An 18,614-nucleotide genomic window follows, 5' to 3' on the forward strand; every position below is an offset into this window, starting at 1 on the left:
TCTTATTCCTCACCGTAAGCGGTGGGCAGACCGGCGCGTTTCCATGCGATCATGCCCCCCGCCAGGTTTTGCACGTTGTCGAAGCCGCCACGCGCCAGGGCTTCGCACGCCATTTGGCTGCGGTTGCCTGAACGGCAGACGATGACGACAGGCCGGTCGCGTGGAATTTCGTTCACCCGTGCGCCCAACTGTGAGAGCGGAATATGTCGGGCTTCGGGAATGTGGCCGTCTTCGGCCCATTCTTGCACGGTGCGCACGTCAATGATGACAGGTGCGTTGCCGTTTTTCAGCGCCTCGGCAACCTCCTGTGGGCGCACTTGTGGAATCGTGACGGCAGGTTGAAAAAATCGTCGGAACATGTTTGCCTCTCTCCGCGAAAGCGTTTCGTGGTTGTCAGATAAACAAGGTGATTTTCGAGCGGCTGGCGTCGCCGATGAAGGTGGCAACGCCGCCCAGTTCCAGCCCGTCGAGCAATTCATCATCGCGAATGCCCAGCAACTCGCGCGACATTTCGCACGCCACCATGCGCACGCCCAGGTCTTGCGCAAGGGCGACCAGTTCGTCCAGTGAGGTGACGTCGTTTTCGCGCATGATTTTGCGCATGAGGGCGGCTCCGGCGCCGAAAAAGTCCATCTTCGAGAGATGCAAGGTGTCGCCGCCGGCGGGCAGCAGTGCGCCAAAGGCTTTCTGAATGGCGTTTTTGCCCTCAAACGAGCGCCCTTTGCGCACAACGCTCAGCCCCCAGAAAGTGAAGAACATGGAGACTTCCAATCCCATGGCGGCGGCGCCGGTAGCGATGATGAAGGCTGCCAGGGCTTTGTCCAGGTCGCCGGAGAAGACCACCATGGCGAGGCGATCTTCGATGTCTTGCGCCGGCGCTTGTTCCAGCGCTTCAACACGCGTTTCCAGTTCGGCGATGCGCGCCAACAGGTCTTCCGTATTCAGTTGTGTGGCTTGGTTTTGAACGGTCATCAGGTCCCCCCGTTCAACTCGTGCGCTTCAAGTAGTGGATGTAGAGCGTTTGCCCATCCTGCTGGACTTCTTCTTGCCCGACGAGTTCGATGTTCTTGGCGGTTTTCGCCCATGCCTGGAAGTCTTTGACGCTCCCGCGGTCGGTTGCCACCACCTTCAAGACGCCACCCACCGGCAGAGCGTTGACGGCTTTGCGGCTTTTGACCAGTGGCATGGGGCAGTTCAGCCCGCGGACATCCAGTTCTTGCGTGATTTCAATGTTTTGGGTCATGATGCTTCCCTCCTGTGCAAGTTATGCGTTCGTTTCAGCGTAGGCGTCGGCAAGCGCGCAAATGTTCTTGCCGAGTTCCAATTCGCTGGCTGTTTCTTCATCCGGCGTCGAGATGCCGATGTTGACGCGCTTGATTTCAACGTATTGCTCGGGGAAGACCGGCAGATTGTTGAGAATCCAGGCGATAAATTCATCGCGCGACATCTGGCCGGCTTCTTTCAGGGTAGTGTTGGTTTCCAGCACCTGCCCGTATGGCGCGTAGAAGCGCCCTTGCCCGTCGTCCTCATCCAGCGAGGCGAAGTGCGCGGGCAAAATCCAGGTCTGCTCGTTGATGTAGCGCGGCAGTTTCTCGAACATACTTTCGTAGAGAATAGGCGCCCACTCTTCACCACGTCCGCCCAGGTCGGGGCGACCGAAGGATTGCAGGAAAATCCCGTCGCCGGTGAAGAGGAACGTTTCGCCTGTGGGGGCTGTGAAAAGGTAGTTCACCTGCCCCAGCGTGTGCCCCGGATACCAGATGACGCGCACGGTGAAACGCCCGACGGTGAAGGTGTCGTTATCGGCGAGCGGCGTGTAGGCGTACTTCGCCGGCAACATGTCCAGCGGGTGAATGGCGTCGTATGGGTGAATGTAGTACGGGGCGCGGTACTTTTCCGCCAGCGCAGGGCCGCCGCTGATGTGGTCGGCGTGCACGTGCGTGTCAAAGATGTGCGCCAGCGTCGCGTTTTCCTGCGCCAGCAGCGCGTCTACATGTTCGATGTGGCGCAGGGGGTCAATCACGGCGGCTTCGCCGTCGCTCACCACCAACCAGGCCAGGTCGCCACGCGCGGGGCGCGAAATCTGGATGATGCGCCCATAGTCAGCTTCCAGGATGGGGCGCGTATCGTAGAAGTTGCCCCATGCGTTGATACCGCCCGCCAGGTACGAAGCGGGGATACCGCGCTCGGCGAGCAATTCCGCCACAAACTGCGATGAACCTTCTTTGGCACACACAACCAACACAGGCGCACCGGTAGGCACTTTGGCGATGCTGCCTTCTTCATCTTCAATGAATTCAAAATAGGGGATGTTGATGACCCGTGTACCTTTGCGCCCTTCAATGTGCCAGCGGGCAAAGTCATCCGCATTGCGCACGTCGAGAATGACGGGCACATTGCCGGCCAGCAAATCGGCGTACACGTCTTCGACTGCACGAGCGACGACCTTGGTAGATGATTGCACACTCATGAGAGTTGCCTCCTTTCACCTTTCGATTACTGGTAGGGAGTATATGTATTTGAGTGAGTGTGTCAAGTTTACGGTGCGTAGTATGACGAATGTCACTCGTATCCCTTGACATTCGTCATGCGGCTTGATACAGTACTTGTGGAGAGTATCAATAGGAGGAAGAAAAGGAGGTGCGCATGTCTCCACCCACGCATGACCCCGGTATGACCCACCGTCTTGATGCGATCATGGCGCGGCTGGATGCCCTTGAAAGCACGATGCATTTGCTGGCGCAAGCCGTGATGGATGGTGCAGCGCCGTCGGCGCGCTACGATGGCTACACCTCGTGCCCGCTGGTGACAGGCTACGGGCGGTTGGTGTTGGCTGAATTTGACTACGAAGGGAAGCCGAAGGAATCTTTCCCCTTTGATCAGAGCCAGGAACGGTACACTATGTACGTGCTGAAAAAGTACGTTTTGCCGGAAATGTACTGGGCGGGCATGTTGAAGGGGCTGGCATAAGGAAAGGAAGCGAGCGATGTTGCTCAAATACTTCTACAATCCCAAACTGGCGATTGCGTCGTACATGGTCGGATGTCAAGCGACGGGCGAAGCCATTGTGATTGACCCGGAGCGCGACGTTGAAAAGTACATTGACGCCGCGGAAGCCGAAGGTATGCGCATTGTAGCGGCCGCCGAAACGCACATCCACGCCGACTTTTTGTCGGGCGCGCGGGAATTGGCCGAGCGTGTGGGGGCGCACCTTTATCTCTCTGATGAGGGCGATGAAAACTGGAAGTACACCTACGCCCCCCAATACAGCCACACGCTTGTCAAGGATGGCGATACTTTCATGGTGGGGAATATCAAGTTCGAGGTGATGCACACGCCGGGGCACACCCCTGAGCATATTTCCTTCATCCTCACCGACACCGCGGCGGCGTCTGAGCCGATGGGTATTTTCACAGGCGACTTTGTGTTTGTGGGGGCGGTGGGGCGCCCCGACCTGCTGGAAAAAGCCGCCGGCATTCAGGGCACGTCTGAAGCGGGCGCGCGTCAGATGTTCCGCTCGTTGCAGCGTTTCAAGCAGCTGCCGGATTACCTGCAAGTCTGGCCGGCGCATGGCGCGGGAAGTGCCTGCGGCAAAGGGCTGGGGGCGATTCCGTCCAGTACGGTGGGGTATGAAAAACTTTTCAACCCTGGTTTGCGCTTCACGGATGAAGATGAATTTGTGCGCTGGCTGTTGACCGACCAGCCCGAACCGCCGGCCTATTTCGCGATGATGAAAAAGCTGAATAAGGAAGAGCGGCCGGTGTTGCATACCTTGCCCCAACCGGAGCATTTGCCTTTTGACCGGCTGGAAGCGGTCCTGGCGAGCGGCGCGCCTGTCGTGGATACACGTCCGGCGGTGGCGTATGCCGGCGCGCATGTCCCTGGTACGCTCAACATTCCCTACGACAACAGTTTCACGACCTGGGCGGGTTGGTTCTTGCCCTACGACCGCGATTTTTACCTGATTGCCGATGAAGAGACGGTGGAAGCCATTGTGCGCGACCTGATTGTCATCGGTCTGGATCACGTGGCGGGCTTCTTCTCGCCCAAGGTGGTGGAGCAGTGGCTTGCGCAGGGCAAGCCATTGCAAAAGTATGCAGTGGCGTTGCCGCAAGAAGTGGCGGACGCTGTTCTGAACGGCGAGGTGGTGCTGCTGGATGTGCGCGGTGAAGCCGAATTGCACGAAGATGGGCGTATTCCGGGCGCTCAGCATATCATGCTGGGGTATTTGCCGCGCTATGTGAATGAGTTGCCGCGTGAAAAGCCTATCGTGGTGCAGTGTCGTTCAGGCGGTCGTTCGGCGATTGCCGCTTCAATTTTGCAGGCGCATGGGTTTGAGCAGGTGATGAACTTGATGGGTGGCATCAACGAGTGGAAGCGGTTGGGGTTGCCTGTGGAGAATGGCGACGAATAGGCGTTGTGTACGTTTGGATGCGAAGGTGGCACACACAGTGTGCGCCACCTTTTTCGTGTAGCCAATATGGCTCCACAGAAAGAACTAGCCTTTTACTTTGCTTTTACATACAATAAAACCCAAGACAAACATTTAAAACACCAATCTCACAAAGCACAATCAAACCATGACGAGCTATAAAGAACACCTAAAACGACGCGCCGAATTCCGCCGCCGTCTTCTCAGAGCCAAAGACCGCCGCCAGCCAGGCAGACGCCCACGCAACCCCACTAGCGAACGCATTCTCTCGCAGCTCATGGTCGCACGCTATCGCCGCTGGCTTGCAAGCGGGCGTTTGGAACGCTTGGGCCCGCGACGCTGGCGCTTCAATCCCAACATCCCCGACCTTGCAGACGCCCCACCCGACACACCAAAATAAACAGGGGCGACACCGCATGTACCGCCCCTGTTTCCACACCAACGCCAACCCTCACGCAGAGCGTAAAAGTCGCACCGTCTCCTCAACACGTTGAAGCCAACAATCCGCATACAACCGCCAGACGGGCGTACGAGACGATAACTCGACATAACTTTGCGCACTTTCATCAAGTAAAGCACGCAGCCCCGCCAGCAAAGCCTCAACTTCATCATACTGCCCCGCCAGGCGAAAGAGTGTCGCCAACATCATCTGACGCGTCCCCATCCCCACGGGCAATTCAAGTTGACGCGCCAACCGCCTGATATCATCGCGCATGATGAAAAGCCCAGCACGCCGTGGCGTCAGCAACCGGCGCACCAGTTCCCGCAACCCCGGGCCAGCGACTTCATCAACATCAGGTTCGGGAAGCCCATTCGCTTCGTAGCGGGGCGGGGGCGGCAACAGAGGCAACGCCACAGTTTGCGGCGGCGTGTAGGCATCCAGCAACTCAAACAGAGCCCCTAGGGTCTCTTCCGCAAGCGTTGCATAGAAACGATCAGGCGCAAGCCGCCGTATCGTCAACACCAGCAGGGGCGCCCAAAACGCAAGATGCTCATGAACAACTTGCACCGCCGCTTCAACACGCCCAGCGCCCAGCAGATCCGCCACAAGCGCCAGTTCCAGCCCCACATGGTCGGCAGCGCCCACCCGCGCACGAGGCGGTTGCCACCCCAAACGAGCATAGGTCGCCTCAACCCGTGCCGTCGCAGGCGCCATCAGCAACCCCGACGGGTCAAGGAAGACACTTTCGTAAGGCGGCACATCAAAGCCAAAAAGACGCTGATACTCCACCGCCAGGTCGGTCAGGCGGTCTGAAGTTGGTTCACCCAACGCCTCCACCAGTGGGGGAAGCGCCGCCAGCGTCGGCAGGTCATCAGGGCGAATTTCGGCAAGCCAGACGCTAGCCAGCGTCGCAAACACCGTTGCCCGCGCAGTCGTATCCGAGTGTACGCGCATGGTTAGGCCTCATCTTCGGGCAGTTTGTATACTTCGAGCGTCGGGCGGAAAGGCCGCAACAGCCAGTACGGACGGCGCGTCCCATCGGGCGATACCTGGTCGGCGGGGCGCGTCATCGCCAGCCATTGACGGTACACCTCATGGGCGCGTTTCGTATCCACGAAAATATCACCGTAGCGGTCGCCCGGATGCGCTTTTTCAATACGCACCTTCTGATGCCAGCAGTGCATACCACTAATCGGGTCCGGGTGAACCGAAAACGTCAGGTTCTGATTGACTCCCACATCACTCCACCAGATGCGCTCCGAATCAGGATCGCTACTCTTGAAGGGGCGCACGCCCTCTTTCTGGCGCATTTGCCATTGTCCCCCAGCAGGCTGCGTCAGTTCAACCAGTGCAGACGACCAGCGTTCCATCCCCGTTTCATGAATGCGCCAGCGCCCCAAGTGGTGCGAACAAGCAACCACCCCGGGACGAATCCCCTCCGTGACCCAGCATTTGGCGACAAAATAGCCGATTTCGGTGGTGATACGCACCAGGTCGTTCGTCTCCACACCCAGCCGCTCGGCGTCTTGGGGGTGAATCCAAACAGGGTTCTTGTGGCTGATTTCGTAGAGCCACTTCGCATTACCAGAGCGTGTGTGAATGAGCGTAGGCAAGCGGAACGTGGAAAGCAAGACAAACTCATTTTGCTCGCGACTGACCACTTCGGGCGCAACATGGCTCTTGATGTAGGTAGGAATAGCGTACTCAGGCCAGCCCCACTCAGCCAACGTGCGCGAATAAAATTCCAGCTTGCGCGAAGGCGTATCAAACCCACGCAAAACCTTGTCGCCAATCTTGATACCTACGGGCTTGCCGCGCTCATCACCAGGGAAAGCCGGATGCGGCGTCATGTGCAGCGGCTTAGGCGCTTCGGCGCGACTATACACGATACCCGTTTCTTCGTCCACCGTCGCGTCAGCCAGCAACGCCGGGTCAACTTCACGGTAGGGCGGTGCGTCCACACCTTTGCGAATTTCAAATGCGCCATACTTGCGCATGTACTCCATCGGCGTCAGTCCCTCTTTGGCGGCGGCTTCGGGCAAGCCGGGAACCGTATTCTCGAACATCCAGCGGAAATACTCTTCAACCGTGATTTTCTCACCGGGACGATAGGGCGATTCAAAGTATTGGCGAATCCCAAGCGCGCCATCGGGATCAATGCGCCACGACAACTCAATCCAGAACTCGGTTTCCTCCCAGACCTCGCCGGGGTTGGCTTCGTAGGTGTATTCGACTTGTTGCCCCATCTTTTCCATCGCAACACGGCGCACCGGTTGGCGGAAGGCAATCCACTGCCCACCGTGGGTTTCAAGGCTGACAATGTCATGCCGCTCTGACGCATGCCCCATCGGCAAGACGTAATCAGCAAACCAGGCGGTTTCGCTCCATGTGGGCGTCAAGCAGACGTGCAGGCCGATTTTTTCTTCGTCGGTAAGCACTTCCAGCCACGACATGCCGTCCGGGTTGGTCCAGATGGGGTTGTACACACGTGTGAAGTAGACATCGAGTTTGCCGCGCCCTTCTTTCAGGAAGTGCGGCAAAAGGATGCTCATCTCGTAGAACGAAAGCGGGTACTCCTTCGGCCAGGTGAGTTCGTTCCAGCGGTTGGGGTGTGGCGCAAGTTTATGCGGGCGCGGCACCCACTTGTCCCACGCGTTCGCCGACGTCCCCCCTTCGACGCCCACCGAACCGGTCAACACATTCAAGAACCAGAGGCAACGCGCCACTTGCCACCCGCCCAGGTTAGCCGCCGAGGCACTGCGCCAGATATGCGTTGCCAGACGACCGCCGCAATCCGCCACGATTTCAGCCACGCGGCGAATGCACTCGGCTTCGATACCACTCTCGCGGGCGGCATACTCAAAGGTGTATTCGGCGTAGATTTCCTTCAATTTCTGCTCGAAGGTTTCAAACGTGCGCGGCGCGTCGGGGTGCTCGTGCTTGAGGTACTCTTCCCAGTTGACCCAGGTGCGCACGTAATCACGGTTGTACTGCCCGGTCTGGATCAGATAGTTGGCAATTGCCAGCAGAATGGCGGCTTCGGTGCCGGGCCAGGGCGAGAGCCATTCATCAGCCAGGCTAGCTGTGTTCGAGAGGCGCGTATCGAACACAACCAGCTTCGCGCCCTTCATCTTGGCTTCCATGATACGCTGCGCGTGAGGGTTGAAGTAGTGCCCCGTTTCCAGATGCGAACTGATGAGCAAAATGACACGCGCATTCGCATGGTCAGGCGAGGGGCGGTCGAACCCCATCCAGAAGGCAAGCCCGGCGCGCGCGCCCGACGAGCAGACGTTGGTATGGCTGTTGTGCCCATCCAGCCCCCAGGCGAAGAGCACCCACTCCATCAAGCCCTCATGTCCAGGTCGCCCCACGTGATACATGATTTCGTTGTGGCGATCTTCGAGCATAGCGGTACGGATACGCTCGGCGAGGTCGTCCAGCACTTCATCCCACGTCACACGCACCCACTTGCCTTCACCCCGCTTGCCGACGCGCTTCAGTGGGTAGAGGATGCGTTCGGGGTCGTACACCTGGTTGTGTGTCGCGGGTCCTTTGGCGCAATTGCGCCCACGGCTCCCCGGATGCACCGGGTTGCCCTCGAATTTGCGCACTTCCAGCGTCTCTTTGTCTACATAGGCAAGCAAACCGCACCCACTCTCACAGTTGAAACAGACCGTCGGGATGAGCATGTAGCGGCGCGTGTGGCGCTCAGGCCAGGCGCGTGGGTCGTATTCCACCCACTCATCCCAGCGGTCGGTGGGCGGGTAGTTTGTCAGTCCTTCCATCGTCGCACGCACAACGGGTTCAGAATGATGTTGTCGCTTCATAAGCGCTTGGCTCCCTTCCACTAACTGTTTGGAATCTGTTGCGGTGCCATCACAAAGACATGCTCGAAGGCGTACAAGCCGGCAATAGCGGCGAGTGCGGCGAGCGCCATCAAGGGCAACGAGGGACTACCGAGCAGCATCGCGCCGACGGCGAGCAGCAGCGCCACGCCATGCCCCAATCCAATCGCCCCCAGCCAGAAGTGGCGACGATACGCCCCCGCGCGAATCTCATGCGCAGCACGTGCGGCAACTTCCGAAGCGTGCGGCATACCGAACTCGCCAAAGAGCGTGACAAAGAGGTCAGCGGCCAATGCAAGGACAAACGTCCACGCCAGCGCGCTCTGCATGGCGGCGGGAAGCGTGACGAACAGTCCAAGTAGCAGCAGCGTGCCGCTACCAACCATCAGCGCCTGCACCACGAGATGCACCGGCAAAAGCGTACTTTGCCACAAGTCGCGCCCTTCGGCTTGCCCAAAGAGGAAGGCGGTGTAGATAGCCGTGAGCACCGCCAGCACAAAGCCACCCCAGAGGAAGAGCGGACGCAGCGCCACCGCCGCGCGGTCGGTGCCCATGCCCAGCGCGGCGCTTCCTTCCAACACAAACCAGACGCCCACCACGAGCGTGAAGCCCACGAGAATGAACGCGCCGCGCGTCAGCCACGATTTCCATTGCGGGCGCGTCAGAATGGTGTAGAAGCGTTCAGGGCGTTCGAGGTCAAGAATGAGCAACAAGGTGGTCAGCCCGATGAAGACCAGCGAGGTAAACCCACCCAGCAAGGCGATGGGGCGGTGAAAGTCAACCGCGCCCAGTCCAAAAAGGAGCGCCAACAGCATGAAAACACCGCTCCCAATCCCCTTGGTGACCAGATACGCGGGCACTTGCCAGTGCCAGGGGATTTTGTGTTGCGCGTTGTAAGCGGTTTGCACCATGTGTTCAGCCTGCCGCCCACCAATCACAATCGGACCGCCCGCCCCGATACCCTGTTCGGCGGGGGTGCGCACCGTGAAGCCGCTGGGGGTATGCGTATGCACAGGCTGCGGCGCGAAGTGCGGGTCGTCGGTGGCGTCAATAGCGCGCGCCTGGTCGCTGACCACCTCAGCCCACATGAACGAACCCGGAATGTGCGAAGCCGTAGGCGTCAGCGTCACCTCATCAGCATCAATGTAGAAAAGTTTGGGCGCTGTGCCCTGTTCCGGCTTGCGCACACTCACCGGATAGCGGCGCAACATCTGGCTGATTTCACTGTTGGGGTTGTCCAGGTCGCCGGCGATGATGGCTTGCTCAGGGCACACAATCACACACGCCGGTTCGAGTCCGATTTCGATGCGATGCGCGCAGAAGTGGCATTTGGCGGCGGTACCGCTTTCAGGGTCAATGTAGATGGCGTCGTAGGGACAGGCTTGCAGACAGGCTTTGCACCCAATGCAAACGCGCGGGTCGAATTCAACGATGCCGTCATCGCGCTGATACATGGCTTCCACAGGACAGATACGCACACAGGGGGGATTGGCGCAGTGGTTGCAGCGGGTCACTTGAAAATAGCGGCGCACGTCGGGGAACGCGCCTTTTTCAACGTACTTCACCCACGTGCGGTACACGCCCAGCGGCACCTCGTTTTCAGACTTGCAGGCGGTACTACACGCATGGCACCCAATGCACTTTCGCTGGTCAATCAAAAAGGCGTAGTTCATCAGTGAACGCTCCTTGCACAGTTGATTACCGTTGGCAGAACGCAACATGAGCGGGCGACCATTGGGGCGCGAAGCAAGGAGATGATGCACAGGTCGCAGGAAGGCGATGGCTAGGGCATAGGCGCTCTCCTTGTGTCATTTGTCACTATTCAAGGGGTGTCAGGTGTCATATAGAATACTGGGGTAGTGTGTACTTGTCAAGGGGCTCACAAAGGGGAATTGGCATTGAAAGCGGATGAAACGTCATCATGGAAAAAGAGACCTGGCGAGGCTGCGCAAGCCCCGCCAGGTGTTCAGCGCATGCGCGTCAAATGCCGTAACCGCCGGTCACTTCCAACACGTGCCCGGTAATGTACGCCGCAAAGGGAGACGCCAGCAACAAGATGCCCCCGGCGGCTTCTTCGGGGGTGCCGGGACGCCCCAGCGGGATGAGCATGGTCGCCATCTGGCGCAGGTGTTCGGGAATGCCCAGCGGCACATGCTTGCCGTGCACTTCGATAGTCTCACCTTTTTCCTTGCTCTGTGTGAGACGAGTTTCAATGAAGCCGAACGCCACAGCATTGCAGCGGATGCCAAACGGTCCCCACTCTTTGGCAACCGTCTTCGTCAAGCCAACGATGCCCATTTTGGCGGTAGCGTAGTTCGCTTGCCCGGCGTTCCCATGCAAGCCCGACGTGGACGAAACGTTGATGATGCAACGCGGTTCGGGCATGCGCCCTTCAGCAAGTTCACGCTTGGCGGCGTCGCGCATGAAGGGGGCGGCGGCACGAATGAGCCGAAAGGGTGCAGTCGCGTGCACGTCCAGCATGGCTTGCCACTGCTCATCGCTCATCTTGTGAATCACGCCGTCCCATGTGTAGCCCGCGTTGTTGACAAGAATGTTGAGTTTGCCGAAGGTCTCCACCGCCGCCCGAACAATGCGTTCGGGGAAATCCGGCGCGGTTACGTCCCCCGGCACTGCAATCGCCTCACCCCCCGCGGCGCGAATATCCGCCACAACCTGCTCTGCGGGTTCGGCTTCCAAGTCGTTGACCACAACGCGCGCACCATGTTGAGCGAACAAACGCGCGGCGGCGGCGCCAATGCCGCGCCCGGAACCGGTAATGATAGCCACCTGCTGTTCGAGCAAACGTGTCATCGTTTTCTCCTTTTATGGACGGTGATACAACCCCACAACGCAAACCGAGCCCGGACCACCCAGGTTGTGCACCAGGCCGCGCCCGTTGCGCTCGGTCGGCACTTGTGTTGCGCCGGCGCGCCCCAGCAGTTGCTCGTAAATCACGTAGGTCATGCGCACACCACTGGCGCCAATGGGATGCCCGAAGCATTTCAGCCCACCACTCGGATTGACGGGCAAATCACCTTCGAGCGATGAACGCCCTTCGCGGATGAAATGCGCCCCCTCTCCTTTGGGCACGAACCCCAAATCCTCGTAGTTCAAAATCTCCGTGATGGTGAAGCAATCATGGACTTCCGCCACATCAATCGCCGCCAGCGGGTCGTCAATGCCCGCCACCGCGTAAGCGCGTTGCGCGGCAATCTGCGTTGCCTCGAAGCCGATGAGCGACTCACTGCGCCGACCGTAGCGATGCCCGGTGACGGTCGCCATTTCAATCGCCTCGATGAGAATATATTCGTCGGTCAACTGCGGTGCGAGGTCGGCGCGGCAAAGGATGGCGGCGGCGGCGCCGTCGCTGGTGGGCGTGCAGTCATACAGCCCCAGCGGCTCGCTAATCATCGGCGCGTTGAGCACGTCATCCACGGTAATTTCCTTGTGGAACATGGCTTTGGGGTGGCGGTTGCCGTTGTAGTGATTCTTGACGGCGACCAGCGCCAAATCTTCGCGCGTCGTGCCAAAGGTTTCCATGTGGCGGCGCGCCATGAGCGCAAACAACCCCGGCGCGGTCAACCCCTTCTGCACGATGGGATGCCCAGTCGTGACCACCTGGCGAATGAGGCTGTCGCGCGAGGCGACGTCGCGCATTTTTTCGTTGCCGAGCACCAGCACCACGTCGTACATGCCGGCGGCAACGGCAAACGCTGCGTTGCGCAGAGCGTCCATACCCGTGGCGCAGTAGTTCGTCACGCGGGTGACGGGCAGACCGGGCATGCCCAGAATATCGGCGACAAAATCACCCGCGTAGCCCGGAAAACTGCCGCCGATGTTGGGCTCGAAAGTGCCCAGCCAGGCGGCTTCGATGCGCTCCTTTTCGATGCCGGCGTCCGCCAGGGCTTCGTTGACCGCTTCCAATCCTTGCTCGGCAAAACTTTTGTCTTGCAACACGCCAAAACGTGTGCACCCCATGCCGATAATCGCCACTTTGTCGCGCAGGGCGTCGCTCGTTCGTCCGCTCATGGTCTGCTCCTTTCTCTCGCGCTCACGCTTTGCGCACTTTCCAGGAATAGTGTGGCACATTCTTGGCGGTGTGGAAAACCCGCAAAGCAAACTCGACGTCGTCGCCCAGGGCGAACGCGCGCGGGTCGCCGTCGGTGGATTGGGTGGTGATGCGCGCGCCTTCGGGCGTATCCACAGTGACCATGCCCAGCGGCGGCAGCGGGGTGGGAACCGCCCATTCCGCCACGAAACTGGCAACCGTGCCGCGCCGCGAGAGCCGCACCATTTCAAAGCCTGTTTGCGCGCCGCAGTCGTAGCAGTTGGGGCGATGCGGCCACCAGACCGCGCCGCATGTTGTGCAACGTTGGGCGTAGAAGCGCAGCAATTCGGCTTGTTCGCGGTGCAACAGCGGGAGCGATGTCCACGGTTCGGCAGTGGGCGGCCAGAGGGGCTTGTCGCGCCAATTTTCGCGGAAGGCGTGCGCCAGTGTGTAGGTGATTTCGCCCTTGCGTGCCAGCCAGTGGCGCAGAGTGCGGCGTGGACGCCACGCCTCGACGGCGTCCGTCACGCGGAAGAGGTAGGCGTCTGCGCCGTCGCCGTAGCCCACCAGCGCGATGAAGTCGCCGGGGTGGGCGTTTTCCAGCAAGAGCGCCAGTTGAGCGATGGCGAACGCCGCGCCCAGATTGCCCGCTTGCATGAGCAGGACCGCCGCAGGCGACGCCATGCCCATGCGCGCCAATGCCACCCCAAAGGGCGAACGCTTGGCGAGCCGCATGAGCGCGCGCCCGTCCGGCGCGTAGAGCGCCACGCCGGCTAGTTGGTCGGGGGTGATGTTGGCGTTTGCCAGCAAGCGTTCGCCCACTTCGTTCATGTACCGCATGTAGCCGGTTTGCAGGGCGAACGCTTCATCGTCGCTTTGCAGGTAGCGGTCTTGTGTGCGCCGCCACGTGTCCAGCACGGGGGCGCTCAGGTGGGCTTCGGCAATCAGTTCGGCGATGACGTTGTCGCCCTCACCCACCAGCAGAGCAGCCGCGCCGTCGCCGTTGATGGCGTCGGCGAGTGTGCCGGGTTCGGCCGGGCGCATGTCGGCGGCGACAACCAGCGCCTGCGGTGTGCGCTCCACCAGTACAGCATCGAATGCGAGTGCAAGCGCCGAGGTGCCGCTGCGGAGCGTGCCGGTGAGATCGAACGTGGTTGTGGCGGGAATGTCGCACGCGGCGGCGACCACGGCGGCGTTGCTTTTTTCCAGAAAAACGGGCGTGGTTGAAGCGAAGAAAAGCGCCCCAATCTGGTCGGTGGGGCGGTCTTCCAGGGTGTGCAGGGCGGCTTCAACCGCCAGGGTGATGGTGTCTTCATCGAAGGCGGCGACGGCGCGCTCGCCGATGAGCAGGTCGCGCGCCTGTTCAAGCCGCCAGGCGTCGCCCACAGCGGTGCGCGGGAGCCGATAGTACGGGATGTACCCATTGACGGCAACGATGCCAAGCATGGTTGCGCTCCTTCGCAAGGTTGGTTGGTTCAGGCGGGGGGAATGCGGCGCACAGGTCCTTCAACGCAGAGCAGTGTGCCGTCGTGTTCACACATGCCGCACAAGCCAATGGCACAGCCCATGTAGGCTTCCCATGAGAGTTGGGCGGGCACATGCTCCGCCTGCGCCAGCGCCGCCAGCGCATGCAGCATGCCGTGAGGACCCACGCCGTAGATGGCGTCGCCTTCGCCGGCGGCAAGCGTTTCGGCGACCGCTTCGGTCACCAGCCCGCGCCGCCCACGCGAACCGTCTTCGGTGGTGATGGTGACGGGGACGCCAAGCGCCTCGAACCGCGCCACGCCGATCACGTCGTACGCGGTGCGTGCGCCGATGAAAGCGTGCGGCTGTTGCCCCTGCGCAAGCAGGGTTTCCGCCAGAAACGCCAGCGGCGCAACGCCATAGCCGCCCCCCACCAGGAGCGGGCGCGCGCCGTTTTCGAGCGTGAAGCCGCGCCCGTAGGGACCCCGCACCCAAAGGGTGTCGCCTGGTTGCAGGCGGTGCAGGGCGTGGGTGAAGGGTCCCACGGCGGCGATGGTGAGCGTGAGCGGGTGATGGTAGGCAAGGCTGAAAGGGGCTTCTTCATGCCCCGGCAACCAGACCATGACGAATTGCCCCGGCTGAGCGTGGGGCAATGCTGTGTCAAGGATGAAGGTGCGAATGCGGTAGTTTTCGGTCTGAACGTCGCGAATGCGTACTGGGCGAGGAAGTTGCCCAAATGGACCGGCGGGACGCAGCGCCGCCGGAAGGCAGAATGTCGGTGGGAGTGCTGATGTGTTCTTCATAGCGCAAGACTTTCTCCGTCGGTTGGTTAGGCGGTTGGCTTTTCAGGCGGCGGAGCGACCGCCAGAAAATCGCGCGCAAAGCCGTCGGCGTATTCGTCACGCAGGCGGCAGATGCGCTCATAATCGGACGAGGCGAGGATAACCCCCGCATGGTATTCTTCCTTTGCGCGCCACACCACTTCGGGGGCGTTGTAGGCGCTCAGGTCGGGGTGTTGCTGGCGCGCCAGGCAGATGACGAGGGCGGCGTGGTCGTTGCGCAGCGCGGGGAGTGTGTACGGCTCGCCACGCGCCAGCGCCACTTCCAGCCGCGCCCACTCACGCCAGGGGTTGAAGTTGGTGGCGGCTTCCAGCAGTTCGACGATGTGCGCCCCGCCCACTCGTGCGGCGGTTTCGATGAAGTAGAAGTTGCCATCGTCGCGCCGCTTCAAAAACTCCGTATGCGTGACGCCGTTGCGGAGTTGTGTGGCGGCAATCCAGCGGCGGTTCCATTCCAGCAGGGCTTGCGCGTCCGGGTGGTCGTCGGGCAGGGTGGTGGTGGTGGAGACCCCGCCAAAATGCGCCACCTCGAAGGGGGGGCGTCCGTAGCGGCTGGCTTTGGCAAACAGGATGTTGCCGTCGGCGGTGAGGGCGTCCACGTGGTGCACGTCGCCATGCAGAAATTCTTCCAGCAGGAAGAACGACCGCTCGTCGCCCAAATCTTCCAGCGCGAACCACAACTGTTCGGGCGACTCAATTTTGCGAATGCCAATTGCCGCCGCCGATGAGCGGGGTTTCAGCATCCAGGGGGGCGGCACTTCTTCAATGAAGGCTTGCACGGCAGCGTCGTTGAAAACGGGCGTGAAGCGCGGCACAAAGAAACCATGCTCGCGGGCGAGGATACGCTCAGCGAGTTTATCGCGGAAGTAGCGCGCCTGACTGCACCCCAACCCGTTGAGCCGGAAGTGTTCGCGCAGGTCGGCGGCGAGTTCCACGTCGAAATCGTCCAGCGGCACGATGCGCTCAATCTGGTGATGGCGCATGAGATAGGCGACGGCGTAGGTGATGTCGGGCTGTTTGTGGATGTCGGGCATAAGGTGGAATTCGTCAATGGCATGGTGGGGCCAGGGTTTGTTCGCCAATTTTTCGTTGGTGATGAAAATGACGTATGCGCCCGCTTCTTTGGCGGCTTCGAGAAACGCTTCACCCTTGAAATAACTGGCGAGTACAAGCAGTGTGGGCTGGTTCATGGGGGGACCTCCTTTTTTGCCTGGCTCTGACTGGATTACGGCGATGCTATCTCAGTTTTTGGGGGATGACAAATGCCCCAAGTTGCCGCGGCGTGGTCTTGATTAGAATGGAATCTGCGGCGACGATTCAGACGATGAAAGGAGCGAGCGATGTTGCAAACCCTCATGAGACTGGAACGGTTCCACGAAGGCGATACGTGGGAGACCTTTGTCGAACAGATGCAGCAGAACCAGAAGCGCATTCGCCGCCTGTATGAGGAAGCGCGTATCCCTGAGGATGTGCGCGCCGCGTTCGCCGAGGCGGTGCAAGCGCACGGGGGCACACTCTACCTGACGGCGCTCGCCGAGGATTTCTGCCCTGATGTGGTGGCGACGTTGCCCCTGGTGGCGCGGCTGGTTGAAGCGGTGCCGGGGCTGGAATGGCGTATCTTCGTGCGCTCCGAGTATAGCGATTTGCGTGCAGCCTATGCCGCCGAGGGCATTACGCGCATTCCCACCATCACCATTTGGACGGCGGATTTCCGCCCGCTGGGGCATTTGGTGGAGCGCACCGATGCGGCGCACGCTTTTGTGCAGGCGTGGGAAGCGGCGCATGGATACGCCCGCCTGCGTGAAAGCGACGACCCCGCCGACCGGGAACGCTTTGAACGGTTGCGCTTGCAGCGCATGCAGGCGTTGCTCGATTGGCACCGTCGGGAAGGGTGGCAAGAGACGCTGGCGGCGTTGCTGGCGATTGCACAACGCCCGTCGCCGGTTGTTTCGGAGGCACCACGCCATGAAGATTAAGTTTGGGCGCTCGTTGACCGACGTCCCCGGTTTTCGGGTGGGGCACGCCACCGATGAGGTGCATGCGACGGGGTGCACGGTGGTGCTTTGCCCACCCAACACGGTGGGGAGCGCCGAGGTGCGCGGTTTGGCGCCCGGCACGCGCGAGATGGCGTTGCTTTCGCCGGAGAAGGGGATGCAGGAAGTGCACGCCGTTCTGCTGACGGGGGGAAGCGCGTTCGGACTGGCGGCGGCGGATGGCGTGGTGCGCTATCTCGAAGAGCGGGGCGTTGGCTATCCAACGCCTCTGGCGCGTGTGCCCATTGTGCCCGCCGCGGTGGTGTATGACTTGTTCGCAAACGGCGGTGCGCGTCGCCCTGATGCGGCGATGGGGTATGCGGCGTGCCTCGCGGCGCGGGCGGACGATGTGCCGCAAGGACGTGTGGGGGCGGGCGCGGGCGTCAGCGTGGGCAAATGGGCGGGGTTCGAGGCGATGATGCCGGGTGGGTTTGGCATGGCGTCGCTCCATCTGGGGGATGTAGTTGTGGGAGCGGCGGCGGTTGTCAACCCGGTGGGCGATGTGGTGGACGCCGACGGGCGTATTCTGGCGGGGGCGCGCGCGCCGGATGGGCGCTGGCTGGCTGAGGAAGACCCCCTGCGGCGTTTCCGCGTGCCGCCTTTGCCCGGCACCAACACCACGCTGGTTGTCGTGGCGACCAACGCCGCCCTTGACAAACTCACCTGCTACCGGCTGGCGCAACGCGCCCATGATGGGATGGCGCTCGCCGTGCGGTACGCGCATGGTCCGCACGATGGGGATACGGCGTTTGTGCTGGCGGCGGGCGAGGCGGTGATGGATGTGAACACGCTGGGCAACGCGGTGGTTGAGGTGGTCGCCGAAGCGATTCGGGCGGCGGTACGCAAGCAGACGCCCCACACCTCCACCTGAGCACCAGCGCCGAGACGCAAAAAAGGCTCCGTGCAGGAGCCTTTTTCTTTTTGTGCGGGGCTTTACGGCTTTTGCCTGAATTCGCTATCTTTTTGTTTCAATTCTTCCGGCGAGGGGAGCAACGATTTGAAGCGTGCCTCCATGTGCTGCCAGAGCGTTTGCAACGCCTCGAAGACTTCCGGCTGATACGCCACGCCGACGGCGGCGACACGCAAGTAAGCCCACTCAGGCGGCACCCACCCCCATAACGCCGCTGCCATCCAATCAGAGGCGTAAGCAGCCAGCACCTCGGTATGCTCGAAGATTTTAGCCAACAGCAAATCTTCCGGCGTGCCGTTTGGCACGTACATGGTCACACGGCTCAACCCTTGCGATTCCATACACCTTCCTCCTTTCGGTTGTTGTTGCCGCGTTTCCCCTCGCCGCATGCAGGGCTTCGACGTTCAGCAGTCTGCACGCCCGCAACCCGCAGCAGCACCGCGAGCGCCCCGGCTGCTTGTCCGGCGTCGCGTTTGTCTCTCTTTCATTATACCCCACTGCAACCCGCACCGGCAGGCGCGGTTCTGTGGCTGGGTAATATCGTGAGAGGAGCAAACTGCTGTTGCAGGTTGACGATGTGGTCTGCTGGCGGGTTATACGC

17 protein-coding genes and 1 pseudogene are annotated in these 18,614 nt (G+C 60.8%); 5 read left to right on the forward strand and 13 right to left on the reverse strand.

Annotated elements, in window-relative coordinates; all coding sequences use genetic code 11:
- Positions 1 to 2: 2 nt before the first annotated feature.
- From SE16_RS02640 to SE16_RS02655, 4 genes are read right to left on the reverse strand one after another with little or no spacing between them, the layout of a single operon-like run.
- Positions 3 to 359, reverse strand: a complete 357-nt coding sequence (locus SE16_RS02640; protein WP_054493662.1) for a rhodanese-like domain-containing protein — start codon at positions 357 to 359, stop codon at positions 3 to 5.
- A gap of 34 nt (positions 360 to 393) precedes the next feature.
- Positions 394 to 972 (reverse strand): DsrE/DsrF/DrsH-like family protein, encoded by a 579-nt coding sequence (locus tag SE16_RS02645; protein ID WP_054493663.1) that lies wholly within the window; start codon positions 970 to 972, stop codon positions 394 to 396.
- 13 nt (positions 973 to 985) lie between these two features.
- Positions 986 to 1,243 carry a sulfurtransferase TusA family protein gene (locus SE16_RS02650; protein ID WP_054493664.1) on the reverse strand — a complete coding sequence of 86 codons (258 nt, stop codon included), beginning with the start codon at positions 1,241 to 1,243 and terminating at the stop codon, positions 986 to 988.
- Between the two features lie 21 nt (positions 1,244 to 1,264).
- Positions 1,265 to 2,470: an MBL fold metallo-hydrolase gene (locus SE16_RS02655; RefSeq protein ID WP_054493665.1), complete on the reverse strand. Its 1,206-nt coding sequence runs from the start codon at positions 2,468 to 2,470 to the stop codon at positions 1,265 to 1,267.
- Between the two features lie 302 nt (positions 2,471 to 2,772).
- On the opposite strand from SE16_RS02655, the pseudogene SE16_RS16675 reads away from it, so the two are divergent.
- The 3 genes and pseudogenes from SE16_RS16675 to SE16_RS15665 all read left to right on the forward strand — a co-directional run.
- Positions 2,773 to 2,970 (forward strand): annotated as a pseudogene (locus SE16_RS16675) (pyridine nucleotide-disulfide oxidoreductase); the annotation flags it as partial.
- 16 nt (positions 2,971 to 2,986) lie between these two features.
- Complete coding sequence (locus tag SE16_RS02665) at positions 2,987 to 4,414, forward strand: MBL fold metallo-hydrolase (RefSeq protein WP_054493667.1); 1,428 nt, start codon at positions 2,987 to 2,989, stop codon at positions 4,412 to 4,414.
- A gap of 166 nt (positions 4,415 to 4,580) precedes the next feature.
- Positions 4,581 to 4,832 (forward strand): hypothetical protein, encoded by a 252-nt coding sequence (locus SE16_RS15665; protein WP_152918171.1) that lies wholly within the window; start codon positions 4,581 to 4,583, stop codon positions 4,830 to 4,832.
- 51 nt (positions 4,833 to 4,883) lie between these two features.
- On the opposite strand, the gene SE16_RS02675 is transcribed toward SE16_RS15665, so the two are convergent.
- From SE16_RS02675 to SE16_RS02710, 8 genes are all read right to left on the reverse strand, one after another.
- Entirely contained in the window at positions 4,884 to 5,828 is a 945-nt protein-coding gene (locus SE16_RS02675; RefSeq protein ID WP_060687170.1) for a TorD/DmsD family molecular chaperone, read from the reverse strand.
- A gap of 2 nt (positions 5,829 to 5,830) precedes the next feature.
- Entirely contained in the window at positions 5,831 to 8,701 is a 2,871-nt protein-coding gene (locus SE16_RS02680) for a molybdopterin-dependent oxidoreductase (RefSeq protein WP_054493669.1), read from the reverse strand.
- Between the two features lie 20 nt (positions 8,702 to 8,721).
- Entirely contained in the window at positions 8,722 to 10,392 is a 1,671-nt protein-coding gene (locus SE16_RS02685; protein WP_200907379.1) for a 4Fe-4S dicluster domain-containing protein, read from the reverse strand.
- A gap of 307 nt (positions 10,393 to 10,699) precedes the next feature.
- Positions 10,700 to 11,530, reverse strand: a complete 831-nt coding sequence (locus SE16_RS02690) for an SDR family NAD(P)-dependent oxidoreductase (RefSeq protein WP_054493670.1) — start codon at positions 11,528 to 11,530, stop codon at positions 10,700 to 10,702.
- A gap of 12 nt (positions 11,531 to 11,542) precedes the next feature.
- Positions 11,543 to 12,748 (reverse strand): acetyl-CoA acetyltransferase, encoded by a 1,206-nt coding sequence (locus SE16_RS02695; protein WP_054493671.1) that lies wholly within the window; start codon positions 12,746 to 12,748, stop codon positions 11,543 to 11,545.
- Between the two features lie 22 nt (positions 12,749 to 12,770).
- Positions 12,771 to 14,213: a zinc ribbon domain-containing protein gene (locus SE16_RS02700; protein ID WP_054493672.1), complete on the reverse strand. Its 1,443-nt coding sequence runs from the start codon at positions 14,211 to 14,213 to the stop codon at positions 12,771 to 12,773.
- Between the two features lie 29 nt (positions 14,214 to 14,242).
- Complete coding sequence (locus tag SE16_RS02705) at positions 14,243 to 15,034, reverse strand: ferredoxin reductase domain-containing protein (RefSeq protein WP_054493673.1); 792 nt, start codon at positions 15,032 to 15,034, stop codon at positions 14,243 to 14,245.
- A gap of 26 nt (positions 15,035 to 15,060) precedes the next feature.
- Positions 15,061 to 16,260, reverse strand: a complete 1,200-nt coding sequence (locus SE16_RS02710; protein WP_060687172.1) for an ATP-grasp domain-containing protein — start codon at positions 16,258 to 16,260, stop codon at positions 15,061 to 15,063.
- 165 nt (positions 16,261 to 16,425) lie between these two features.
- Here SE16_RS02710 and SE16_RS02715 point away from each other — a divergent pair, with 165 nt between their 5' ends.
- Positions 16,426 to 17,046: a thioredoxin family protein gene (locus SE16_RS02715; RefSeq protein WP_161804503.1), complete on the forward strand. Its 621-nt coding sequence runs from the start codon at positions 16,426 to 16,428 to the stop codon at positions 17,044 to 17,046.
- Positions 17,036 to 17,974 carry a P1 family peptidase gene (locus SE16_RS02720; RefSeq protein ID WP_060687174.1) on the forward strand — a complete coding sequence of 313 codons (939 nt, stop codon included), beginning with the start codon at positions 17,036 to 17,038 and terminating at the stop codon, positions 17,972 to 17,974. Before SE16_RS02715 ends, SE16_RS02720 begins: the two co-directional genes overlap by 11 nt.
- 62 nt (positions 17,975 to 18,036) lie before the next feature.
- On the opposite strand, the gene SE16_RS02725 is transcribed toward SE16_RS02720, so the two are convergent.
- Positions 18,037 to 18,354, reverse strand: a complete 318-nt coding sequence (locus SE16_RS02725) for a hypothetical protein (protein WP_054493334.1) — start codon at positions 18,352 to 18,354, stop codon at positions 18,037 to 18,039.
- Positions 18,355 to 18,614 lie beyond the last annotated feature (260 nt).

This window comes from Ardenticatena maritima (assembly GCF_001306175.1).
Taxonomy (GTDB): domain Bacteria; phylum Chloroflexota; class Anaerolineae; order Ardenticatenales; family Ardenticatenaceae; genus Ardenticatena; species Ardenticatena maritima.

What these genes read in the sequence shown, in the direction of transcription:
- SE16_RS02640 (WP_054493662.1), bottom strand. Translation starts at nt 359, where the DNA reads ATGTTCCGACGATTTTTTCAACCTGCCGTCACGATTCCACAAGTGCGC.
- SE16_RS02645 (WP_054493663.1), bottom strand. Translation starts at nt 972, where the DNA reads ATGACCGTTCAAAACCAAGCCACACAACTGAATACGGAAGACCTGTTG.
- SE16_RS02650 (WP_054493664.1), bottom strand. Translation starts at nt 1,243, where the DNA reads ATGACCCAAAACATTGAAATCACGCAAGAACTGGATGTCCGCGGGCTG.
- SE16_RS02655 (WP_054493665.1), bottom strand. Translation starts at nt 2,470, where the DNA reads ATGAGTGTGCAATCATCTACCAAGGTCGTCGCTCGTGCAGTCGAAGAC.
- SE16_RS02665 (WP_054493667.1), top strand. Translation starts at nt 2,987, where the DNA reads ATGTTGCTCAAATACTTCTACAATCCCAAACTGGCGATTGCGTCGTAC.
- SE16_RS15665 (WP_152918171.1), top strand. Translation starts at nt 4,581, where the DNA reads ATGACGAGCTATAAAGAACACCTAAAACGACGCGCCGAATTCCGCCGC.
- SE16_RS02675 (WP_060687170.1), bottom strand. Translation starts at nt 5,828, where the DNA reads ATGCGCGTACACTCGGATACGACTGCGCGGGCAACGGTGTTTGCGACG.
- SE16_RS02680 (WP_054493669.1), bottom strand. Translation starts at nt 8,701, where the DNA reads ATGAAGCGACAACATCATTCTGAACCCGTTGTGCGTGCGACGATGGAA.
- SE16_RS02685 (WP_200907379.1), bottom strand. Translation starts at nt 10,392, where the DNA reads ATGAACTACGCCTTTTTGATTGACCAGCGAAAGTGCATTGGGTGCCAT.
- SE16_RS02690 (WP_054493670.1), bottom strand. Translation starts at nt 11,530, where the DNA reads ATGACACGTTTGCTCGAACAGCAGGTGGCTATCATTACCGGTTCCGGG.
- SE16_RS02695 (WP_054493671.1), bottom strand. Translation starts at nt 12,748, where the DNA reads ATGAGCGGACGAACGAGCGACGCCCTGCGCGACAAAGTGGCGATTATC.
- SE16_RS02700 (WP_054493672.1), bottom strand. Translation starts at nt 14,213, where the DNA reads ATGCTTGGCATCGTTGCCGTCAATGGGTACATCCCGTACTATCGGCTC.
- SE16_RS02705 (WP_054493673.1), bottom strand. Translation starts at nt 15,034, where the DNA reads ATGAAGAACACATCAGCACTCCCACCGACATTCTGCCTTCCGGCGGCG.
- SE16_RS02710 (WP_060687172.1), bottom strand. Translation starts at nt 16,260, where the DNA reads ATGAACCAGCCCACACTGCTTGTACTCGCCAGTTATTTCAAGGGTGAA.
- SE16_RS02715 (WP_161804503.1), top strand. Translation starts at nt 16,426, where the DNA reads ATGAGACTGGAACGGTTCCACGAAGGCGATACGTGGGAGACCTTTGTC.
- SE16_RS02720 (WP_060687174.1), top strand. Translation starts at nt 17,036, where the DNA reads ATGAAGATTAAGTTTGGGCGCTCGTTGACCGACGTCCCCGGTTTTCGG.
- SE16_RS02725 (WP_054493334.1), bottom strand. Translation starts at nt 18,354, where the DNA reads ATGGAATCGCAAGGGTTGAGCCGTGTGACCATGTACGTGCCAAACGGC.